Consider the following 22,687-nt stretch of genomic DNA (forward strand, 5'->3'; position numbering starts at 1 on the left):
ACAGACCTCAATTAAATAGAGCAAGGCGATGATAAATCGCCTTTTTTATCACTATTTTTCCCTTCGCCTCTTGATTACTGACAGAAAGTAAAGTACATTATTTTTCGTTTAGACATCTAAACGTCTATTTAATATATGATAATGAGGTTTTAAAATGAGTAAATTATTCCCAAATGCAACACAACGTACAAAAGCCCCTTTTCGTTTCGATATCGTCGGCTCATTCCTACGCCCAGAAGTATTAAAACAAGCACGTCATCAATGTCAATGTGGTGATATTAGTTGTGCTGATTTAAAAGATATTGAAGATCAAGAAATTACAAAATTAGTAGAACATCAAAAACAGGTTGGTTTACATGCGGTAACCGATGGTGAATTTCGCCGAACATTCTGGCATATGGATTTTCTTGCAGCACTGGATGGTGTAGAAGAAGTCGATGCGAAAAAATTCTCCGTTCAATTCAAACATCACAATGTACGTCCTAGAACATTAAAAATTGTCGATAAAGTTGGTTTCAGTGACAACCACCCATTTGTTGAACATTATCATTCATTACAAAAAATTGCAGGCGATTATCCAGTAAAATTCACCATTCCTTCACCGACAATGTTGCACGTTATCTGTATTGCTCGTGAAGCAGAATATCAACCGATTGAGCTTTATAAACAAAATCCACAACAATTATTTGCCGATCTTGCGCAAGCTTACCGTGATGCTATTGCTAAATTCTATGAATTAGGCTGCCGTAATTTGCAATTAGATGACACCAGCTGGGGTGAACTCTGCTCAGAAGAAAAACGTGCCGCCTACACTGCACGCGGTATCGATGTTGATCAACTCGCAAAAGATTACGTTAATTTAATTAATGAAGCTATTAAAGATAAACCAGAAGATATGACAATCACAATGCATATTTGTCGTGGTAACTTCCGCTCAACTTGGTTCTCTTCCGGTGGTTATGAACCTGTCGCTGAAACATTATTCGGCCATTGCAAAGTGGATGGTTTCTTCCTTGAATATGATAGCGACCGTGCCGGAGATTTTAAACCGTTACGCTTTATTAAAGATCAACAGGTTGTATTGGGCTTGGTCACCTCAAAAAGCGGTGAGCTTGAAGATAAAGATGAAATTATTGCCCGTATTAAAGAAGCAGCGCAATATGTTGACATCAATCAGCTTTGTTTAAGTCCACAATGTGGTTTTGCTTCCACTGAAGAAGGAAACGTGTTGACTGAAGAACAACAATGGAAAAAACTTGAATTTATTCGTGAAATCAGCGAAGAAGTTTGGGGAAAATAAATTTCCTTAATGAAAAAATCATCTGCACTTTAAAGTTGGATTCACCAACGTACAGAGAGGTGCAGATTTTTTTATGACCTTGAATTTACAATCTAACTGCAACAAATAAAAAAGTGTTCATAAGGAATTCAACTATAATTTGTTTACCACAACAAAATCACTGATAAGAACTTATGAACACCTACAAACATATTACACTTGGTGAACATAAAAAGATAACGGCTTTTTTACGCATTAGGTAAAACTATTACACAGATCGCTTAGCAATTACAGTAACTCTAGCCATTGTAATGCAGGCGAAATTTTACCCATTGCCTTTTCAGCTTGCAGAGCAGTGATAAAGGCTTTATCACTGATCCCTCTAGCAAGCGTAACAGTAGTAACCCCTTTAATTATTGCGTTACCACTATTCCCAAGCACCGCCAATCCCTCTAAAGTGGATTTACCAAATTGATAATCTAATGAGCTGTAAATCCTATGTGCAGCTTGGTATTTCTTTTCTAATTCAGGGTTTGAATATTTTATTGCAGCTCCTGTAACATCCATTTTCAAAATATTTTTGGCGGTTTCAGGTTGCCAAGCTGCCGCTTCATTCACCCAATACATGAGTTGTTGATATTCTTGTGGGGTTAATGATGTTGGGTCTTGCTGATATTTAGTCAGTAAAGCATCAGAGACTTTATCTTTCATTTTGATGCTCGTAATACGTTCAACATCCTCTGGTGTTAATACTTTTTTCTGAGCAAGTTTTTCTAGAATAGTAATCTCTTTTTCAGAAAGGAAGTTATTCTCAACCGCCCGTTTACCAATTTCTGCCGAATTAATCGCCCCTGCGGTACTGTCGCTAATCAAGCCACCGGCTAATCCACTCGCTAACTGGCTTAATGCCGATACCGTTTGTTTTTGAGCTTCAGTCAGTTGGTCTGGTGCTTTTTGGTAAAGCTGTTTGCTAATTACTTTGGCAGCTAATTCACCGCCAACCGCACCAGCTGCCCCTGCAGCAGCGTTGTTTCCTGTGACATAGGCTTTTACTTCTCAGATAACACAATCGGGGGATCATAAAAGAACCCTCTAGTTTCAATATTACTTTCACTAAATAACATTGAAATAATGTATTTAAATCTTTCATATCTATCATATATACTGCCATTTTTAATATTAGATGGTTTAAAATCATTCCAATTAGGAACAATAAGTAATTGAATTATTCTCATTATTCCCATTAATATATCCGTAGACACATTTTTCTCTATTCTATACATATTAGAAATTTCTAATAAAGATTTTTCTAATTTCCAATATTCAACGTCATTCCATTCTGAATAATCTAGCCATCTGCCAATAAATGAGTTTTCATCATATTGTTCAAAATAAGTTATATTTCTATAAAAATCATACAATTTATCCATTTTAATCACCTATTTTATTTAAATTGATATCAAATGTACCATTTCTAGTTTCTTTTGAATTCAATTTCTCAGGGCTTGAGGCTTCTTTTCAAGCCCCTCCATTATGTCCGTCAACATCTCGTGTTATATAGCTATTACCTTTTTTAAATACAGCTGCACCTGATTTTGTTCTATAATTTGTTTTTATATATCCCAGTTCTTTAACAACTTTTGCTGCATCACTATCTCTTTGAAAAACAGGTTTATTAGCTCTGATTATATTTGTAGGTTTCGTTTTTTTAGCAAAACTAGCAATCTTAGGCGATATTTTTATTCCTTGAGCTTGTTGAGAGGCAATAAAACTCTCTACCAAACCAACTATCGCTTTTTCTGTAATCGTTCTGTTTTCTTCAATAAAATTAAATTCTTTACTATTCTCATCAATAATAAACTCAAGAAATTTATTTTGAGCTTCATAAGATAAATTACTTAGTTTAGAATTAAAATATCCTACCAATTCAAAGGCTTTTTGATTTGCTTCTTCTAATGCTTTTTCTGTGCCGTAACGGCATATTGCAGAATCAGTACAGTTTTCTGTTAATTCTTTATATTGCTTATCACTTAGCGCTTTAGCTTTTATAAAAATTTCTTCTATAGGCTGCTTATCTTTCTCCGCCGCCTCCAACTCTCTAAATAAATCAGATACTTGCCCGCTAAGCAATCCATTATTCTCAACCGCCCTCTTTCCAATCTCTGCCGCACTAATAGCACTTGAGGTGCTATCACCCACCAATCCACCGTCTAATCCACTCGCTAACTGGCTTAATGCCGATACCGTTTGTTTTTGGCTTTCAGTTAAATTTTCGGGGTTGGTTTGATACAGTTTTTCGGTGATAATTTTTGCCGCCAATTCACCGCCAACCGCTCCAGCTGCCCCTGCAGCAGCGTTGTTCCCTGTGGCATAGGCTTCGATTGCACCTAATAGAGCATGGGCAATTAAATTTGCTTGGGTATCTACTTCGCCTGTTATTTGATTAGTGGTTGCTTCCTTTATCGCATAATTGGCATACAATAATAATTCACAAACTCCTATAGGATAACAATATAAATGATATAATTATCTGGTAAAAACATTCCAATTTTTATATTTTTTCATTATATAAAATTGAAATGTTTCTATTATTGAGAATAAATGTACAAATATTATAAAAAATATAAATAACATGGAGCATTTAGTTTCAATAAAAAAGAAACATAAAATTATAGTACCTACAACACTTAATAATAAAGAATGAGCAAAATCTCTTATATCATTATCTTCCATATATTTTATATTCAAAGAAAAACCTTTACTTAATAAATCAGCCATCAATAATATTATAAAAAAAGACAAATTATATTTTAAAAGTTTTTCTTGTATAAAAAAAAACGAATGAAAAAAAATATATACCTCTTTTTTTGGTATCATACTGATAAAAAGACCTACTGATGATAAGAGAAATGGTAATGAAAATAAGGCAATTATTCTATATAAATATTTACTTAGCTTCTTCATCATTACCTCCTATCTCTAAATTAGTTGATGGTAAAATACGATTTCCAATTTGAGGTATTTTTTGAATAAGTTCGCTAGATATTGCCGAAACGATAGGCTGTTTTATTTGATTACTTATTATCGTACTAATGCCTGATAAACTTGTATCCTGTAAAGGATTTCCTCCTGAAGCTAAACTCACTCCCATAGAAATTCCCATATTAGCTCTAATTGAATTTTTTAGGCTCATCCCATATGTAACGCCAGAAGCAATACCAGCACCAGCAAATTCATACCAATTAAAATCTTGACCTGATACAAATTGCACTGCTCCATTAGCCCCTAAACCGATAGTTGTATTTTGTACGGCTGGATTACTCGCTACTTTTTGTAAAGTTGGTGCAACTCTAGTGCCTATTGCTTCAACGGTAGTAACCCCTTTAACTATCGCATTACCGCTATTTCCAAGCACTGCCAATCCCTCTAAAGTGGATTTACTAAGTTGATAATCCAACGATCCATAAATCCTTTTTGCATCTTGATATTTTTTATCTAACTCAGGGTTTGAATATTTTATTGCTGCTCCTGTAACATCCATTTTCAAAATATTTTTGACGGTTTCAGGTTTCCATGCTGCCGCTTCATTCCCCAATACGTCAGTTGTTGATGTTCTTGAGGGGTTAATGATGTTGGGTCTTGCTGATATTTCGTTAGTAGGGTATCAGAGACTTTATCTTTCATTTTGATGCTCATAATAAGTTCAACATCTTCTGGCGTTAAGACTTTTTTCTGAGCAAGTTTGTCTAAAATAGTAATCTCTTTTTCAGAAAGGAAATTATCCTCAACCGCTCGCTTACCAATTTCCGCCGAATTAATCGCCCCTGCGGTATTGTCGCTAATCAAGCCACCGGCTAATCCACTCGCTAACTGGCTTAATGCCGATACCGTTTGTTTTTGTGCTTCGGTGAGTTGGGCTGGTGTTTTTTGGTAAAGCTGTTCTGTGATAATTTTTGCCGCCAATTCACCGCCAACCGCTCCAGCTGCCCCTGCAGCAGCGTTGTTACCAGTCGCATAAGCTTCGATTGCACCTAATAAGGCGTGTGCCATTAAGTTGGCTTGGGTATCTACTTCGCCTGTTATTTGATTAGTTGTGGCTTTCTTTATCGCATAATTGGCATACGGCGATAAGCCACCAACCACCGCTTGCGAGGCTTCACCTGTCACTATTCCTTGTAAGATACCTGTAACCGCCCGTACTGCTAATTGAATTTGACCGCCTTGTCCGTAGGTTTTTATGACCTTATTGGCTGTATCTAATTGTTGTTGTGCTTTTTGGTTTTAAAACGATGGTAATACCATTATTCGCAATCTCACCAATCTCTTGTGCCATTTCTTGGCGTGTTTTTAGCAATATTCTCGCCTATCATATTTTTTCTAATCTTTCATATATGAAATAAATATAAGAAAAATCCATATAAATATAAAAAATTTAATATTTAATGTGATATAACTTTTATCCAGAAAAAAATCTAAATGATTTACTTTCCCTGATGTAGAGTATAAATGTAACCATACTGAAATTTGAGAAAAAATCATTATTTGTATAGAAATTATAAGTGTTTTTCTTAACTTAGAAAAACTATTCATTTTTATCTACCTCTTTTTTATCTTGATTTATTACTTCTCCAGAAAAGTTATTTATTATAATGCCAAATGTTGAATTTCTGATATTTTTAGGTAATGTATTTTGAATCAAATTTCCTAATATAGTGCTTCTAAGATACTTATTTTGATCTTCTAAATAAGTATTTCCATTATTACTTAATTTAGTATCTATTGCTGTCAAGGCATTTCCTAAAATTAATGAAGTTCCTATTGGTGTATAAATTAAATAAGGTGCAGAAAAACCTGCTTTTAGAGCCTCACTATAATCTATTTTTCCATTAACAAGATATTGAGCACCTATATTCGTTCCTGAACCAATTAACACTCCATTGAAATATTGTTTTGGCGTGATTTTAGAAATACTTTCAATCCCTTCACCGATAGATTTGGTCATTGCAGTAGAATAAGGATTATAAGAATAATAGATACCCTCACTTATAAGAGGTGATAATTTATTCACCGCTTTTTCAGCTTGCAGAGCAGTGATAAAGGCTCTATCACTGATCCCTCTAGCAAGCGTTTCAACAGTAGTAACCCCTTTAACTATCGCATTACCGCTATTTCCAAGCACTGCCAATCCCTCTAAAGTGGATTTACCAAATTGATAATCTAATGAACTGTAAATCCTATGTGCAGCTTGGTATTTCTTATCTAATTCAGGGTTTGAATATTTTATTGCTGCTCCTGTAACATCCATTTTCAAAATATTTTTGACGGTTTCAGGTTTCCATGCTGCCGCTTCATTCACCCAATACATGAGTTGTTGATATTCTTGTGGGGTTAATGATGTTGGGTCGTGCTGATATTTAGTCAGCAAGGCATCAGAGACTTTATCTTTCATTTTGATGCTCGTAATACGTTCAACATCCTCTGGTGTTAATACTTTTTTCTGAGCAAGTTTGTCTAGAATAGTAATCTCTTTTTCAGAAAGGAAGTTATTCTCAACCGCCCGTTTACCAATTTCTGCTGAGTTAATCGCTCCTGCGGTAGTGTCGCTAATGAGTCCACCTGCTAAACCACTGGCAAGTTGGCTTAAGGTGGAGACGGTTTGTTTTTGTGCTTCGGTAAGCTGCTCTGGTGATTTTTGGTAGAGTTGCTCGCTAATAACTTTAGCCGCTAATTCACCACTCACCGCACCAGCCGCCCCTGCAGCAACGTTGTTACCAGTCGCATAGGCTTCGATTGCTCCTAATAAGGCGTGTGCCATTAAGTTGGCTTGGGTATCTACTTCGCCTGTTATTTGATTAGTTGTGGCTTTCTTTATCGCATAATTGGCATACGGCGATAAGCCACCAACTACTGCTTGCGAGGCTTCACCTGTCGCTATCCCTTGTAATACCCCTGTAACCGCACGCACGGCAAGTTGGATTTGACCGCCTTGTCCGTAGGTTTTTATGACCTTATTGGTTGTATCTAATTGTTGTTGTGCTGCTTGGTTATGCTCATCATTTTCTAATATCGCTTCCGCTTCAGCCTTTTGCCGTTCCGCTTCATCTACTTTTGGTTTTAACACAATGGTAATGCCATTATTGGCTATCTCACCTATCACTTGTGCCATCTCTTGGCGCGTTTTCAGCTCAGCAATCTCAGTTTTATTAACTTGTTCGTTCGCGGTTGTGGTATCGCGAGAAAGGGTAGTCGGAATATCGCCTTGTTGCGTAGTAAGCTGAATATTACTTCCTACCGCACTGTGGGTGGTGCTGCTTTTGCGCTTTTGCATATTACCCAACGCACTTAACGCCGCTGCCATACCATTGGCAATATTTTGTTCCATATTGGTCGAAATGCCTGCACTGATAGATTCCACTTTGGCTTCACTATGATTCTCAATATTTTCTGTGCTTAAGCTGCCTGTACTAAAGTGATTCTTATCTGCTGTGGCTTGGCTGTCAACGATAGCCCCTTTTAAGTGCGTATTGCCTGCCACATTGACGGTTAACCCTGCTTCCCCTGCGTGTAAACCACTCTGCTCTTCAACTTGGGCATAATTGAACTTGCCTTTGTTCAAGCTTGCATTGACTGAAGCATTTGAGCCGCTGCCATAAATCGCCACCGATGCCGAAACACCTGCTTGAACTTGGTTACTATCATAGTGTTGCTCATCTTGTCGGCTTGCTATCGTGAGATGACGCCCTATCTCTGCTTGAATGTGGTCAGCATTAACTACGGCTCCTTTCAGGTTTGTGTCTTGCCCACTACGAAGCATAGCGTTATCCGCTTGTATGGCTGTATTTACTTGCGTAACACTATCGCTGTTCTCGCCTCCTTTTCCTACTTGAGCAGAGCCTTCCACTCCAAAACCATAGCTACCGCCGCTATAGCCCACAAATACCCCAGCACTCCAACCGCTATTCTTATTATCACTACGATGACTCATCGTATCTTGTGTAGACAATAAGTTAAGGTTGCCTGCTGCGTCTAATATGGTATTGCCTGCCTTGATAGAAGAGCCAATAATATCTAAATCGCCTTCTGTAGTCGTCAAATTCACATTACCTGCACTTAAGGTACTGCCTTGGTGTATCACTTGTGTGGTTCGACTATGTGATTCTGATTTTTGCTCGCCCACCGACACGGAGATTTTAAAGTCTGAACGCTGACCTGATTGTGCTGCTTGAGCCACTTTTGAGGCTTCTTGTGTGGCTAATACGCCTTCCTGAGCCGCTTTGATTTCATAAAGGGCTTTTAAACGACTATCCTGCACCTGTTGACTACGTGTCATACTGTCTCGTGCTTTCATCGCCATATCAGTCACTGGAGAAGACAGGGATACGGTCAAACCTGACTGTTTAAACTCGTGGTCTTCTGTGCGCTCAATCACGTCTTTACCTGCTTCTACTTTTAAGGACTTGGCGGTGACATTAATACTTTTCTCTGGTTGAACAATCAGGTCAGTCCCCAGAATATTAGCTTGACTGCCAGCGACTAAGGTAACATTACCGCCTAAGCTGCCTACTGTGGCACGTGCATCGGATTGGGTAATTTCATTATCGGTATAATCCTGTTTTTCTGAGCGGCTGCCAATGGTAAAACCAAACCCACCACTACTCATTAAACCTGATTTCTTCTCTGCGTAAAAATCATGTTCTTGTCTGGTGTTTTTAGCTGCAGTGATCTCAATGTCTTGAGCTTGTAAGTTCACATTTTTATCGGCAACAATGGTGCTGCCTTTAACAGAAACTTTGCCTTGATTTGCAGTAAGTACAATGTTGTCTCCTGAGAGTTGTGAACCTTGGGCTAAGTCATATTGGTGATCATGTTTAATGATTGTTGTGCTACGGCTCAGTAGGCTTTTATCTTTGTATTTGGTTGCAAATGAGAGTGTTTCTTGGTCACGCCCTGCTTGTAGTTGAATATCACCTTGCTCACTATTAACAATAAGGTCGCCACCCGCATTAATTTGTGCGGCACGTAACGTGACATCTTGTTTACTATTGAGTACCGCATCTTCTTTAATCTCAAAGGTAGAGCCGATTTCTCTTTGTTGGTCGAGTTTCCAATAGTTTTCTGAATTGGCGACATAGTGTGAGCGTTCGCTTTCGGTGACAGTTCCGATATGTATATCACTACCTGCTTGTAGTAAGGCTGAGCCTGCTTTAACGTTGGTTGCATTTAATTGAATATCGCCTTGGCTTTGCAAAATAAGCGCTTGTTTTACCTGTAATAAAGCTTGCTGATCTAATTGACGATGCGCATAGTTAGGGTTGGCTTTTGCTTCGCTCATTCGCCCTTCAATCTGAATTGAACCTGCATTGAGATAAAGATTATTGGCATTAAGCTCTCCACCTTGCTGATAGAAACGCTTCGCTAGCTGAAAATTCAGTTGATCAGCAGAGAAGGTACCAGTATTGACGACATTTTGTGCGGAAATTTGTGTTAAATTGCGTCCGGCAATTATGCCACTATTGTTGACTTCACCCTCACTATCTATTTCAATTTCTCTTGCAGAGATAATAGCGCCTGTTGGCTGAATATCGACATCACGTTTTACGAGATAAACTTGAGGGACAAGCACTTGAACTTGAGTACCGTCCTTTAAGGTGACGGTTTGAGGCGCAAGCCATACCATATCTTCGGTTAATTCCTGCATTTGTGCAGCACTAAGCGCAACACCAGGAATCAACTGATAACGTTGTGCATAACGAATACCGGCATCCATCAATGCTTTGTATTGTTCATAATCTGAAGTGTAATTACCTAAGAAACGTTGGCCCGTTAATTGATTAATCTGTTCATTCACTAAACGTTGTTCATAATAACCATCCCCTAATCGTTTGAGCATCGTTTGCGGATCAGCACGTAGGGCATTAAACATATAGTCAGAACTTAGCCATTGGCGTTTATTGGCAAAGCGTGGATCAGTTTCTACTAAGATATGGCTATCCGTATTTGGATTAATGCGATAGAGGCTAACTTCTGGTAAACGAATTTCAGATTGATACGTTCTTACTTTACCAACCGCTTGACTCATTTCAACACTGATAATGTGTGGAAGGGCGGGTGCCGATATTTGGTGCGGTTCAACAGAAGAAACGGGGGCTACATTTAATGTTTGTTTCGCAAGCGTAGTGGCTTGATGTTGTCCATCAATTGTGGTGTTGGTTGCTTGACTTGCTACTGCTTGCGTTTGACCGATAGTATTTTCGACTAAGTTAAAGTTAAAATACTTCACCGGTAAATCTCGACTAAATGGTTTATCATCATCACCATATTTAGCCCATACTTTTTTACCTCTCCAACCATGACGCTTACGTTTTGTGACCATGGTGTACCAAGTGCCTTCATCATGACGATGAATTTCACCGATGAGGTCTTTATTCTCTAATCGAACAGAATTACCTTTTAAGTTACGATTTTTCTCATTTTGATTAAATACCCGTCCATCCATATGGATTCGATTACCGACCAAAATTTGTGAAACATCATTCACTAAATCTTCACCATTTAAACGTAAATCACCTGCAATCAAAATTTTAGCTGGGTCACGATGTTCCAATGTCGTTGTGACAGTATGGCGATTAAAATGCCATTGTACCCAAGTTGGATTGCCCACTCGTGGCCTACCGTCATTAAAATTAAAATAAGAGTTTTTATCATGCCGATTATTATTATTACGATTAAACCATCCTTCGAGACTAGAATAGCGTTTACCTTTACTATGTACCGCATATTCACTGATACGTTGATCTTGATGATCTTCTCCAGTAATTAAATGTAAATCATGATTCCATAACCGTTTAGTATTAATTTTTCCATTCCCCAAAGCTTCAATAGTAGCACTACCATTATCCACAAAATCAGCTTGTCCAATGGCTCGTTGCTTTGCATCGATTTGTCCACCAATCGTTAAATCTCCTAAACTCAAAATTAAGGCATGATCACTATTGGTTAAGGTACCTACCCCTAGATGAAGATTTTTACGTGCTGCTATGGTTGCAGTATGCACTTCATTATTGGATTGTTCTGGTTGATTATTTAACACATTGGCTTGAATCGCTAACTCATCGCCATAAATACGTCCTGTGCCGAGATTATTTAAAGTATTCACATAAATTGCATTTTGTGTACCATCAATTAATCCCCGATTGGTCAATGAATTTGCAGTCAGTTGGGTATTGGGCGAGGTAAACTCGCTGTTTGTTGGATTCTCAATCTGTTTTGCTGTGATCTGTAAACCTTTTCCCGTGATTAATTGAGTCTGATTAATAAAATCGCCCATTGTTTTTATCGCTAAATGGCCAGCGACAGTAAAAGGTTGGGTAAGGATTAAATCTTTTTGTAGCTCAATCAAGGCATCCTGATGACTTTTAATTATTAAACTGTTGCAGAACCAACCTTAGATTTTGCCCGCTTTCAATGATACCCTGTTGATTATGTAATGTGAGAGAATCGCCCTGCAGATTCACGTTGCCTAAAGAGAGGATTTCACCTTGTTGATTATGGATATCTTGTGCCACATTCACACTAAGTTGATCGGTGGTATAAATGCCACCTTGCTGATTATCCAGTTGATGACTACTCAAGATAAGCTGATGACCTAATAAGCCTTGCGTTGGTATCGCTGTCATTGCTTTGGTGGCTTGATTATTCAGGTGATTTGTGATCAAGGTGAGCGTGGCGCCACTTTGAATCACCGAACCTTTAGCGTTGATTGCTTGATTGTTAATTTCACGATTTGCCGTAATTTCAATATTTTGTTGTGCTTGAATAGCTCCCTGACGATTATCTAAAGTATTCCCTGTTAAAGATATTTGTTGTTGGCTAAGTAAGTTTCCTTGTTGGTTATCAATTTGTTCACTTTGGATAACCAAATTACCTTTCGTACTGAGGTTTCCTTGTTGATTATTTAATACAGAAAGGGCTTGTAAATGAATATCACCTTGACTTGTTATTCCTTTATTTTTGGTTTGATTATTATTTAACGTATGGTTATGAGTATTAATTGTGATACCAGTTTGCCCATTAATAAAACCTTGTTGATTATTAAGCTCACCACTGTCGAGATGCAGAGATTGTTGTGCAAATAAAACACCTTGTTCATTGCGTAATAACGATTGATGGGTGTCAATCACTAAGTTAGCGGCACTACTAATTACCCCTTGCTGTGCATTATCACTTTGAATAATTCCATCCGAATTGGTTATCTGCGTTGCGGTGATTTGCTGGTTTTGATGACTTGCAATAAAGCCATTTTGATTGATTAACTCACCTGTTTTTACAGCTAATTTATCAAACGAAATGATTCCTTGCTGACGTGAAGATTGCTCCGTTGCTTGATTGCTTAACCGTTGTTGATGTGTATCAATATTCATTGCAGCAAGACTTTGAATAAGTCCTGAGTCATTGATGAGCTCTCCACTTTGGAGATCAAGTTGATCCTCTGTATTGATTACACCTTGTTGATTATTAATCCGTGTTTGTTGACTATTAAGAGTTAAATGTCCTTTAGCGAAAAGCAGACCTTGCTGATTATTAATTTCTTGAGCGAGAAGATTGAAGCTGCCTTGTGTAAAAATCTGCCCTTGTTGATTATTAATACCTTTTAGTAATTGAAGGTTAAATGGTTGTTGATCTCGGTTAATCCAAGTACCTAGTCGATTATCAAGTGAAGAGGCTTTGGTAAAAATATGAGCCGCTTGTAAATTCGCTTGCTGACTAGAAAGATGAGTTGGCGTAGATAAGTGAAGCGTATTTTTCAGCTCAAGATGACTTTGATCTAATACTAAATTATTTTGGGTCGCCGTTAAATCAGCTTGATAAGCCAGAAATCCACTTTGAGAGAAATCAAGTTGTTTTGCTTGGGCGGTAATTTGCGTAGAAGCTAGGTGTTTCCCGTGCGATAAAATCGTTTCTTCAGCGATCAAGTTCAATACATTTCCCGCAGAATGATAAGCAGGAATAGTCACTTGCTCACCTTGTGCTGTATGTGTAAAAGCTCCTCCGGCGATTAATTTTGCTGTAGGATGGGTTTCAATATGCTTCGCTTGATAAGTAATATTCCCCTCTGCCAAACTCTCACCAGATTGACTCATCGTTTCTTTGGCTTTTAAGGTAATATTGCCTTTTCCTTGTGCTTTGCCTTTGGCAATTAAACTACCTTGTTGTTGAATACCGTTCTGTTTACTCGTTGCTTGCAGATTGCCTTGCTGGCTATATATCACGCCAGCAGGCTGATTTACTATCTGCTGTTGGCTTTGTAAGGTAATATCTTGTTTGGCACCGAGATAGCCTGTATTGACTAATTGCCCTTCAGTGGTAATTTTGACTTCACCTGCGGCGGCACCAATATGCCCTGCATTGCGAACCTCTAAACCATTTTCTGTGCCAATGAGGTGAATTTTATTGGCATACATTCCGCCTAATTCAGCAACATCGACGACATAGCCTACAGGTTGGTTTGCTTTGCCAGCACGGATAACTTGAATACTGTCATTGTTGGCAGAAACCTGATTTTGCCCCGTTGTGACCTTGAGTTCATTTGCCCAAATGCCGGCATTTACCTTAACTTCTTTGGTAATAATATCGGTATAATCTTGACGGCTACTATCGAATCCACGACCTGAAACGGTGACCGAACCTTTCTCAACACGATAGCTTTTCACTTCTCCATTTTCAATCTGCACCTCTCCAGTGGTTAACGTGCTGCGTCCGGCATTAATAATGCCGCAGCCTTCGCAATGAATCCCACTTGGGTTGGCAATAATTACATCCGCTTTTTTGCCTGCTACTTCAATATAGCCTTTTAATTGGCTTGGCTTTTTGGCATTAATTTCATTTAAAATGACTTTCGCTTCACCACCCGCCAAGTAAGGATTTGCCTGTACCCAGCCGCCTTGTTCTGTTTGCGTATTTTTACGGCTATTATTGAGAATCGCCCCTTTTTGTGCCACATCAAATTGTTGGTATTTATTATGCGATAACCCTTTATCGTTTGGCGTTTGAATATTGACTTGTGGCAAGCCGTTGGCGGTTTGTAATACTATCGGTTGTTGGTTTTGGGGTGCAGTATTGTCCGCTCGGATTTGTAATTCTTCTGCGTGTGCGGAAGTGAAATAGAAAAAACCTAACAGCGAATATAAGCCGACAGTTAAAGGTTTTAATCGCCAGTGAGGACGTTGACTAAGCGAAGTGGAATGACAACGTTGACCTTGATATTTGGCTTTACCTTCACGCGTTGTAATTTCAGAAACCACGACTAAACGTTGTAATCTTTTACTAAAGATAATGCGATAAAGATGTTTATTCATAATTTACCCCTCAACGCTTCGCTTAGAATTGATAACTTAAATTGAAACCTGTAGTCACGTGCGATGTTTTAAAACCTGTCGGCTTATGCAAGGGTATCAGGTTGCACTGCCTAAATATTCACGATAGCATAATCTTCATATTCCCAAAAAATATCTAGATAATTTTAATCCAATTTCTTCCCAAGATTCACCTTCGCATTTATCTACACATAGATTTATATAGCTCTCTATTTTTTAAAATCATATTTATCAATGATCATAGTATGTCTTAATATATTTGGCTTACTTTCATAAAGTTTTAATCACTCCAAAAAGCAAACAGTTAAAATCTGTTGCTTCCGAAGCATCATCAACACCTATACATAATAGTAGATTTACACAAAATATTTTTTCATTCTCAGGCTGATATGTTTCTAATTCAAAAGTACAAATTTGTTACACCAAGAATTCCAAAATAACTTTAATTCTTTTTTTCTTGGAATTTTTTACGAAAATAGTGAAACAATAAATAAACTGCTAAAAGCGCAACAAAAATATAAATTCCAGTTTGCCCTTTACTTACTTGCTCTTTGATCCAATCAATATTATGTGCGCCGTGATATCCCAAATAAACCCAAATAGGTACAGAAATAATTGCAGCACAAAAATCCAAAACAACAAAACGAACATAGCTGATACGACGTGTGATCCCTGCTACCATATAAATTGGCGCTCTTAATCCGGGAAGAAAACGAGCAACGAATAATACTCGATTACCATAACGATCAAATTTTTCACGTACAGTTCGCATTGTTTTCGGCTTTAAAATTCGACGTAACGGACGGAAACGCAAAATTTTCACTCCGTAAATTCGACCTAGCCAATACATTGTGCTGTCACCGGCCAGCACACCTAGCATACTGACTACCAACATAATATGTGGATTAGCATACCCCAACCCAGCGATAATACCACCTGAAACTAAGGTAATATCCTCAGGAATAGGCACGCCAAAACCACAAATAATTAAAACAAATAAAACAGCAAAGTAACCATAACTACTGAAAAATTCTACTAATAATTGCACAACAGACTTCCAAATAAAAATAATAAAAGCACATTTCTTAGCTCAGTATTTTGCCTTCTTTGTCACAAAATTTCTACTCAATTTGTTACTATTATCAACACAAATAAAAAACTTTTGCTCCGTTACAAAATTATCGCAATTGTTTAAACAAAACTCTCAATTAACGATTGCATTTTATCGTCATTTCTCTATAATGCGACAGCTGATTTATTTTCAGCCCTATTTTGTCAAGCTACTGGGTCGCCTGTAGCTTGTTTTGTCTAACGACCGTTTAGGTCATAACATAAAGAGAATTAAAATGTTTAAATTTAATGCTGAAGTTCGTGAAACGCAAGGAAAGGGTGCGAGCCGCCGCTTGCGTAAAGCAGGCAAAATCCCTGCAATCGTTTATGGTGGTAATGAAGCACCTGTTTCTATCGTATTAAACCACAATGAATTAAATAACGCTCAAGTTGAAGATAGCTTCTATTCTGAAGTTATTACTTTAGTGATCAATGGCAAAGAAGTTGCGGTGAAAGTTCAAGCTATGCAACGTCACCCATTCAAACCAAAATTAGTTCACATCGACTTCAAGCGTGCTTAATTAATGTTTTATAAATACAGAACACCAACAGTAATGTTGGTGTTTTTGTTTATGTCTACAACGTATTCACTTTCAGAATTCGCTAATCCATTTTGGAGATGTTTATGTTTCTCAAATTGAATACTATCTACTATCGTGAACGGCAAGGTTTCAACCATTTAGGAGTTTTTAATGAAAAAAATTGCATTAGGTATCAGTTATGACGGCTCTCGTTATTTTGGTTGGCAAAAGCAACAATCTGTACAAAGCATTCAAAACGAATTGGAAAAAGCACTTTCCACCATCGCCAATGAACCTATCGAAATTTTTTGTGCTGGACGGACTGATGCCGGAGTACACGCCACAGGTCAAGTAATTCACTTTGAAACATCCGCTTCTCGCCCATTACAGGCTTGGATCTTCGGAACAAATGTACATTTACCAAATGATATTGCGGTGAAATGGTCAACAGAAGTAAACGAAGATTTTCACGCCAGATTCAGTGCTTTATCACGTCGTTATCGTTACATTATTTATAATCGTCCACAACGCTTTGCTATTTTACCGACTGGTATCACCCATCATCATTATCCATTAGATGAAAAATTGATGCATATTGCCGGTCAATACTTACTTGGAGAGAATGACTTTAGCTCATTCAGAGCTGCCCAGTGCCAATCCAAATCACCTTATCGTAATGTACATCATTTACAAGTTTCTCGCATTGGTGATTATCTTATTGTTGATATACAAGCCAATGCTTTTGTACATCATATGGTACGAAATATTGTCGGCAGTTTACTCGTCGTTGGTGAAGGAAAACAAAAGCCGGAATGGATTAAATGGTTATTACAACAAAAAGATCGCTCTTGTGCCGCTCCTACTGCTAAAGCTGCTGGTTTATATTTAGTGGAAGTTCATTACCCTAATATTTTTCAGTTGCCAAAAAGTGCGGTTGGCCCATTATTTTTACCGGATGAAATAATTTAAGCCAATTTTGCGATAATCTTGATATAGAAATAGTGAAAAAGATAGATAATACAAACTTTCAAACACGTTATCCTCAATAATGATCATAACGGTATTATCAACAAATAATACCACTTTTATCTAGCAAAAAAGATATTAAATTCTATGAAATTATGCTTTAATAAGCGCTATTTGCTATCATCTCGAACCAATTTTTGGAGATAAATATGAGTTGGATTGAAAGAATTTTTAATAAGAATCCCGTTTCCGGTTCACGCAAAGCGAATGTGCCGGAAGGAGTTTGGACAAAATGCACTGGTTGTGGGCAAGTATTATATCGAGAAGAACTTAGTCGTAATTTGGAAGTTTGTCCTAAATGCGATCATCATATGCGTATTGATGCTCGTACTCGCCTGCTTGCACTATTAGATCAGGATAGCACTGTCGAAATTGCTGCCGAATTAGAACCGCAAGATATTCTCAAATTCAAAGATCTAAAAAAATATAAAGACCGTCTTTCCGCCGCTCAGAAACAGACTGGTGAAAAAGATGCAATGATTGCATTTTCAGGCAAACTTTATGAAATGCCAATTGTTGCTGCAGCCTCAAACTTTGATTTTATGGGAGGCTCTATGGGTTCAGTTGTGGGTGCAAAGTTTGTTAGAGCAGCAGAAAAAGCCATTGAAAACAACTGTCCGTTTGTTTGTTTTTCTGCTAGTGGTGGAGCGCGTATGCAAGAAGCATTAATTTCATTGATGCAAATGGCAAAAACCAGTGCAGTATTAGCAAGAATGCGTGAAAAAGGTGTTCCATTTATTTCCGTTTTAACCGATCCGACTTTAGGCGGCGTATCCGCTAGTTTTGCAATGCTTGGTGATATTAATATTGCCGAACCGAAAGCATTAATCGGTTTTGCCGGCCCACGAGTAATTGAACAAACAGTGCGTGAAAAATTGCCAGAAGGTTTCCAACGCAGCGAATTTTTGTTAGAAAAAGGTGCGATTGATATGATCGTACATCGTAAAGATATGCGACAAACATTGGCAAGTATTTTAGCTAAATTAACCAACCAACCTTCTCCATTCAAAATGCCGGAAATGGTGGAAGAAACATCTGAGTAAAATAAAGGCATCTGTTTTAATGGCAGATGCTTTTCATTACTCTCAGAGTCTTCTCATATCTTCATTATTTAAGAGCATATAATATAGCAACATCAGTAAAATCATTCTTTCACAAGAACCTATTCCTCATCTAATATTGTAAATTAAATTTTTACTAATTTATCTACCCTTTTATCGGCTCTGTTTTATAATAGCATCTTATTTTTCTTTCTAAACTTTCCTTATGTTTGCAATTCAAGAAGCCTATAAAGCCGGGCTATTACAAAAAAAGTATTGGCTTAATAATTTAATTGCCGGCGTCATTGTCGGTGTTGTTGCACTCCCTTTAGCAATGGCATTTGCAATTGCTTCCGGAGTAAAACCTGAACAAGGTATCTATACTTCCATTATTGCTGGTTTAGCAGTCTCTCTTTTCGGTGGTAGTCGGTTACAAATTGCCGGCCCAACAGGGGCATTTATCGTAGTATTATCTGGTATCACTGCACAATACGGCATTGAAGGATTACAGATTGCAACTTTAATGGCAGGAATTATCCTATTTGCACTCGGTATCAGTAAAATGGGAGCTATTATCAAATTTATTCCAGCTCCAGTCATTGTCGGTTTTACTGCTGGTATCGGAGTCATTATCTGGGTTGGTCAATGGCGTAACTTTTTTGGGTTACCGCCAATTGAAGGTAGCCATTTCCATCAGCAAGTTTGGCAGCTCATTCAGGTTTTCCCTCAATTGCATTTTGCGACAACTACATTAGCAATCGCTGCATTATTGTTAGTTCTTTATGCACCTAAAGTGAAATACCTACATCGCGTGCCTGGGCCATTAATAGCTTTGGTTGTTATTACTATAGTTCAACAATTCGCTCAATTTGAAGGTGTTGCCACTATCGGTTCCGTTTTCGGTGGTATTCCACAAGGCTTACCTGAATTTAAACTACCTCGTTTGGAATGGACACAAATGATGACATTGATCGGCCCTGCTTTTACTATTGCGATGTTGGGAGCAATTGAATCACTGCTCTCTGCTGTGGTTGCTGATGGAATGTCAGGTACGAAACATCATTCCAATCAAGAATTGATTGGACAAGGTATCGCCAATATATTGGCACCGCTATTCGGCGGTTTTGCCGCAACCGGTGCCATTGCACGTACAGCAACTAATATTCGTAATGGTGGCAATAGCCCACTTGCAGGTATTATTCACGCCATCACTTTAGTTATCATTCTGGTTGTTCTCGCGCCACTCGCTTCCAATATTCCACTTGCGGCATTGGCTGCTATTCTGTTCGTAGTAGCTTGGAATATGAGTGATGTTAGACGTTTTATTAATATGATTAAACGTGCGCCTCGTGCCGATGTAGTGATTTTACTGATCACCTTCTTTTTGACTGTTTTTTCTGATTTGGTGATTGCGGTTAATATTGGTGTTATTTTAGCCACTCTCTATTTCTTGAAACGTATGGCCGCGAGTGTTGAAGTTTCGCCAAACAGTGCCGATCAAATTAATCAGGAGTTAGGACGTCAAGGAGAAAAAGAAGGATTGCCAGAATCAGCACTAGTGTTCGCCTTAGAAGGGCCATTTTTCTTCGGTGCAGTTGAAAATTTTGAGCGGGCTTTAGCCGGTACCAATACCGATGCCAGATTTTTGATTATTCGCTTAAAATGGGTTCCTTTTATTGATATGACCGGTATTCAAGCTCTAGAAGATGTCATTAATTCGTTGCAAAAACGCAATGTGATCGTTCTGCTTTCCGGTGCTAATAAAAGAGTGGATCGTGAATTACGAAAATCCAGAATATTAAATTTAATCGGTGAATCTCGTTACTTTGCCCATTTTGAACAAGCTCTGGAACACGTTATTGAATTAGATCAACAGGCTCACTAAACTTGTAGTGCTCAATGTGATCCATATATGTAGTAAAAGATAGAAAATGACAAAACAAGCACCCAAAAAACAGACTAAGCCTAAGAAAAACAACCCTAAACTGAAACAGCGATTTTTCACTTTTTCGATAAAACTCGGCATCACTGCTCTTTGTATGGGTAGCTTTTATGCTATTTACCTAGATGGAAAAATTCGTTCAAAAATGGATGGGCAAATTTGGCAACTTCCTGCCGAAGTATATAGCCAAATTCCGGTTATACAACAACCGGAACATCCTACATTGCTCGAAGTAAAGCAACTACTGATTGATAACGGTTATCGTCAAACCTCTCTGCTTGCCGCTCCGGGTGATTTCAAAATTGATAACAATGATACTTTGGTGTTAATTCGACGGGCTTTTCCTTTCCCTGATATTGCTGAACCGCAACGTGTTTTGCGATTACGATTCCAACAGCAACAACTTCACGTCATTGAAGATCTGGTGGCACGAAAAGCAATCACTGAATTTCGCTTATCGCCAAAATTGATTGCAATGTTAAATTCTGATGACGAAGAACGTTTGGCTATTCCATTACAACAATACCCACGTTTTTTGATTGATACCCTTATTTTAACCGAAGATCGCAACTTTTTTACTCACGATGGCGTTAGCTTTATCGGTATTGCTCGAGCCTTAGTTAATAATTTAAAAGCCGGTCATACTGTTCAAGGCGGAAGTACATTAACGCAACAACTTGTTAAAAATCTCTTTTTAAGTAATGAACGTACACTAAGTCGCAAAGCAAATGAAATCATTATGGCATTAATGTTAGATTGGCATTATGACAAAAACCGAATTTTGGAAACCTATCTAAATGAGATTTATTTGGGGCAAAGTGGTGATACACAAATTCACGGTTTCGCATTAGCCAGTCAATTCTATTTCGGTCGTCCAATTCAGGAAATCAGTTTAGATCAAATTGCACTGCTGGTAGGAATGGTCAAAGGTCCATCACTTTATAACCCGTGGCGTAATCCTGAAAATGCAACCAAACGGCGTAACATAGTATTGCAGATGATGTTGGAGCATAACATTATCGATCACTCTTTGTATCAAATGTTAAGCCAGCGTCCATTGGGTGTTCAAAGCCAACGACCAGTACAACAAGCTCAGCCTGGTTTTATGCAGGCGGTCAGACACGAACTGACAGATTTACTCGGTAATAAAAAACTCAATTTTTTATCCGGTGCAAGAATCTTTACTACACTTGACCCTAAGTTACAGACGCAAGCAGAAAACGCCATTATCAGTGCAACAACTGCCTTGAAGTTACGCCATAAAATTCCGGATTTAGAGGCAGCAATGATTATTGCCAATTATCATACCGGTGAAATTCAAGCATTAGTGTCAGGAACGAATGTACAATATGCCGGCTTTAATCGTGTTTTGTCAGCAAGGCGACAAATTGGCTCTTTAGTTAAACCTTCCGTTTATTTAACAGCGTTATCCTATCCAGAACGTTTTGCTCTGAACACACCGGTGAAAAACCAACCTATTAGTATTCCACTACGTGGTCAGCCGGCTTGGCAACCACGCAATTATGATCGCAAATATAGTGGTTCAGTGACCTTATTGAATGCCTTAGTTCGTTCCTTAAATATTCCGACAGTAAATATCGGAATGGCGGTAGGGTTGGATAATATTATTCGCAATCAAAAAAGTATGGGGTGGGATCAAGTCAAAATTCCTCGCGTACCGTCAATGCTGCTCGGCTCTTACTCTATTTCTCCCTATGATGTAACTAAACTTTATCAGGTCATCGCCAATAAAGGGGCAAAAGTACCATTAACGACGATTCGTTACATTGTGGAACGAGATGGTCATCAATTTTATCAACACCAGACCAATCCAGAACAGGTCGTTGCTGAAGAAGCGGCTATCGAAACATTATTTGCGATGCAACAGGTTGTGGATCGAGGTACAGCTCGTTCATTACAAGCTGATTTCGGCAAACTTCATCTTGCAGGCAAAACGGGCACAACTAACGATGGACGTGACACTTGGTTTGTCGGCATTGATGGTAATAATGTTACTACCGTCTGGGCAGGGTTGGATAATAATCGAAAAACAAAATTAACCGGTGCTTCCGGTGCATTACAAATCTACAAAACATTATTACTTAATATTTCAGTAAAACCTTTCAAATTGCCACATACCGACACCTTAAAATGGGTGAGAATCGATAATCACGGCAGTTGGAGTTGTGACAACGGAATGGAAATCCCTGTTTGGACTTCTCATAACCCTTGTGCAGTACAACCGCAAAATTCAGCTCCTGCACAAAGTGTATGGGATGCGTTGCAATTAAACGAATCCTCCGATGAGGCAACCGATGATGATAATCCGGATAACAACCAAGTACCAGTAGAAGAAGCTGTTCCTGTACATTAAAAAATATCAGCCAACAGGCTGT

13 protein-coding genes and 2 pseudogenes are annotated in these 22,687 nt (G+C 38.2%); 6 read left to right on the top strand and 9 right to left on the bottom strand.

Annotated elements, in window-relative coordinates:
• Window positions 1–154: 154 nt before the first annotated feature.
• Window positions 155–1,300, top strand: a complete 1,146-nt coding sequence (locus ACXPAV_RS04905; RefSeq protein ID WP_458004217.1) for a 5-methyltetrahydropteroyltriglutamate--homocysteine S-methyltransferase — start codon at window positions 155–157, stop codon at window positions 1,298–1,300.
• A 776-nt stretch (window positions 1,301–2,076) separates the two neighbouring features.
• On the opposite strand, the pseudogene ACXPAV_RS04910 reads toward ACXPAV_RS04905, so the two are convergent.
• The 9 genes and pseudogenes from ACXPAV_RS04910 to ACXPAV_RS04950 all read right to left on the bottom strand — a co-directional run.
• Window positions 2,077–2,332: pseudogene (locus ACXPAV_RS04910) on the bottom strand (VENN motif pre-toxin domain-containing protein); the annotation flags it as partial.
• Complete coding sequence (locus ACXPAV_RS04915; RefSeq protein WP_458004218.1) at window positions 2,329–2,709, bottom strand: Imm41 family immunity protein; 381 nt, start codon at window positions 2,707–2,709, stop codon at window positions 2,329–2,331. The pseudogene ACXPAV_RS04910 and the gene ACXPAV_RS04915, both read right to left, overlap by 4 nt.
• 1 nt (window position 2,710) lies before the next feature.
• Window positions 2,711–3,760, bottom strand: a pseudogene (locus ACXPAV_RS04920) (toxin C-terminal domain-containing protein).
• Between the two features lie 45 nt (window positions 3,761–3,805).
• Complete coding sequence (locus ACXPAV_RS04925; protein ID WP_155275117.1) at window positions 3,806–4,246, bottom strand: hypothetical protein; 441 nt, start codon at window positions 4,244–4,246, stop codon at window positions 3,806–3,808.
• A complete protein-coding gene (locus tag ACXPAV_RS04930; protein WP_458004219.1) occupies window positions 4,227–4,874 on the bottom strand; it encodes a hypothetical protein in 648 nt (215 codons plus the stop codon). The genes ACXPAV_RS04925 and ACXPAV_RS04930 overlap by 20 nt, the downstream gene beginning before the upstream one ends.
• Window positions 4,823–5,446: a VENN motif pre-toxin domain-containing protein gene (locus tag ACXPAV_RS04935; protein WP_458004220.1), complete on the bottom strand. Its 624-nt coding sequence runs from the start codon at window positions 5,444–5,446 to the stop codon at window positions 4,823–4,825. The genes ACXPAV_RS04930 and ACXPAV_RS04935 overlap by 52 nt, the downstream gene beginning before the upstream one ends.
• 415 nt (window positions 5,447–5,861) lie before the next feature.
• Window positions 5,862–11,678, bottom strand: coding sequence for a hemagglutinin repeat-containing protein (locus ACXPAV_RS04940; RefSeq protein WP_458004221.1), 5,817 nt, complete (start codon window positions 11,676–11,678; stop codon window positions 5,862–5,864).
• 16 nt (window positions 11,679–11,694) lie between these two features.
• On the bottom strand, window positions 11,695–14,634 hold the full coding sequence (locus ACXPAV_RS04945) for a two-partner secretion domain-containing protein (protein WP_458004222.1): 2,940 nt from the start codon (window positions 14,632–14,634) through the stop codon (window positions 11,695–11,697).
• A 460-nt stretch (window positions 14,635–15,094) separates the two neighbouring features.
• Window positions 15,095–15,700 carry a DedA family protein gene (locus ACXPAV_RS04950; RefSeq protein ID WP_039171452.1) on the bottom strand — a complete coding sequence of 202 codons (606 nt, stop codon included), beginning with the start codon at window positions 15,698–15,700 and terminating at the stop codon, window positions 15,095–15,097.
• 298 nt (window positions 15,701–15,998) lie between these two features.
• Here ACXPAV_RS04950 and rplY point away from each other — a divergent pair, with 298 nt between their 5' ends.
• From rplY to mrcB, 5 genes are all read left to right on the top strand, one after another.
• Window positions 15,999–16,283, top strand: a complete 285-nt coding sequence (rplY, locus tag ACXPAV_RS04955) for a 50S ribosomal protein L25 (protein WP_039171450.1) — start codon at window positions 15,999–16,001, stop codon at window positions 16,281–16,283.
• Window positions 16,284–16,454: 171 nt separating this feature from the next.
• Window positions 16,455–17,252 (top strand): tRNA pseudouridine(38-40) synthase TruA, encoded by a 798-nt coding sequence (gene truA, locus ACXPAV_RS04960; protein WP_039155149.1) that lies wholly within the window; start codon window positions 16,455–16,457, stop codon window positions 17,250–17,252.
• A 206-nt stretch (window positions 17,253–17,458) separates the two neighbouring features.
• A complete protein-coding gene (gene accD, locus ACXPAV_RS04965) occupies window positions 17,459–18,352 on the top strand; it encodes an acetyl-CoA carboxylase, carboxyltransferase subunit beta (RefSeq protein ID WP_039171447.1) in 894 nt (297 codons plus the stop codon).
• A 223-nt stretch (window positions 18,353–18,575) separates the two neighbouring features.
• A complete protein-coding gene (locus ACXPAV_RS04970; protein WP_458004223.1) occupies window positions 18,576–20,234 on the top strand; it encodes a SulP family inorganic anion transporter in 1,659 nt (552 codons plus the stop codon).
• A 46-nt stretch (window positions 20,235–20,280) separates the two neighbouring features.
• On the top strand, window positions 20,281–22,665 hold the full coding sequence (mrcB, locus tag ACXPAV_RS04975) for a penicillin-binding protein 1B (RefSeq protein WP_458004224.1): 2,385 nt from the start codon (window positions 20,281–20,283) through the stop codon (window positions 22,663–22,665).
• The last annotated feature ends 22 nt before the right edge of the window (window positions 22,666–22,687 follow it).

The sequence above is a fragment of the Gallibacterium sp. ZY190522 genome, from assembly GCF_054166015.1.

Bases quoted from the DNA above. Each gene is read 5' to 3' on its own strand.
- ACXPAV_RS04905 (WP_458004217.1), top strand. From the start codon at position 155: ATGAGTAAATTATTCCCAAATGCAACACAACGTACAAAAGCCCCTTTT.
- ACXPAV_RS04915 (WP_458004218.1), bottom strand. From the start codon at position 2,709: ATGGATAAATTGTATGATTTTTATAGAAATATAACTTATTTTGAACAA.
- ACXPAV_RS04925 (WP_155275117.1), bottom strand. From the start codon at position 4,246: ATGATGAAGAAGCTAAGTAAATATTTATATAGAATAATTGCCTTATTT.
- ACXPAV_RS04945 (WP_458004222.1), bottom strand. From the start codon at position 14,634: ATGAATAAACATCTTTATCGCATTATCTTTAGTAAAAGATTACAACGT.
- rplY (WP_039171450.1), top strand. From the start codon at position 15,999: ATGTTTAAATTTAATGCTGAAGTTCGTGAAACGCAAGGAAAGGGTGCG.
- truA (WP_039155149.1), top strand. From the start codon at position 16,455: ATGAAAAAAATTGCATTAGGTATCAGTTATGACGGCTCTCGTTATTTT.
- accD (WP_039171447.1), top strand. From the start codon at position 17,459: ATGAGTTGGATTGAAAGAATTTTTAATAAGAATCCCGTTTCCGGTTCA.
- ACXPAV_RS04970 (WP_458004223.1), top strand. From the start codon at position 18,576: ATGTTTGCAATTCAAGAAGCCTATAAAGCCGGGCTATTACAAAAAAAG.
- mrcB (WP_458004224.1), top strand. From the start codon at position 20,281: ATGACAAAACAAGCACCCAAAAAACAGACTAAGCCTAAGAAAAACAAC.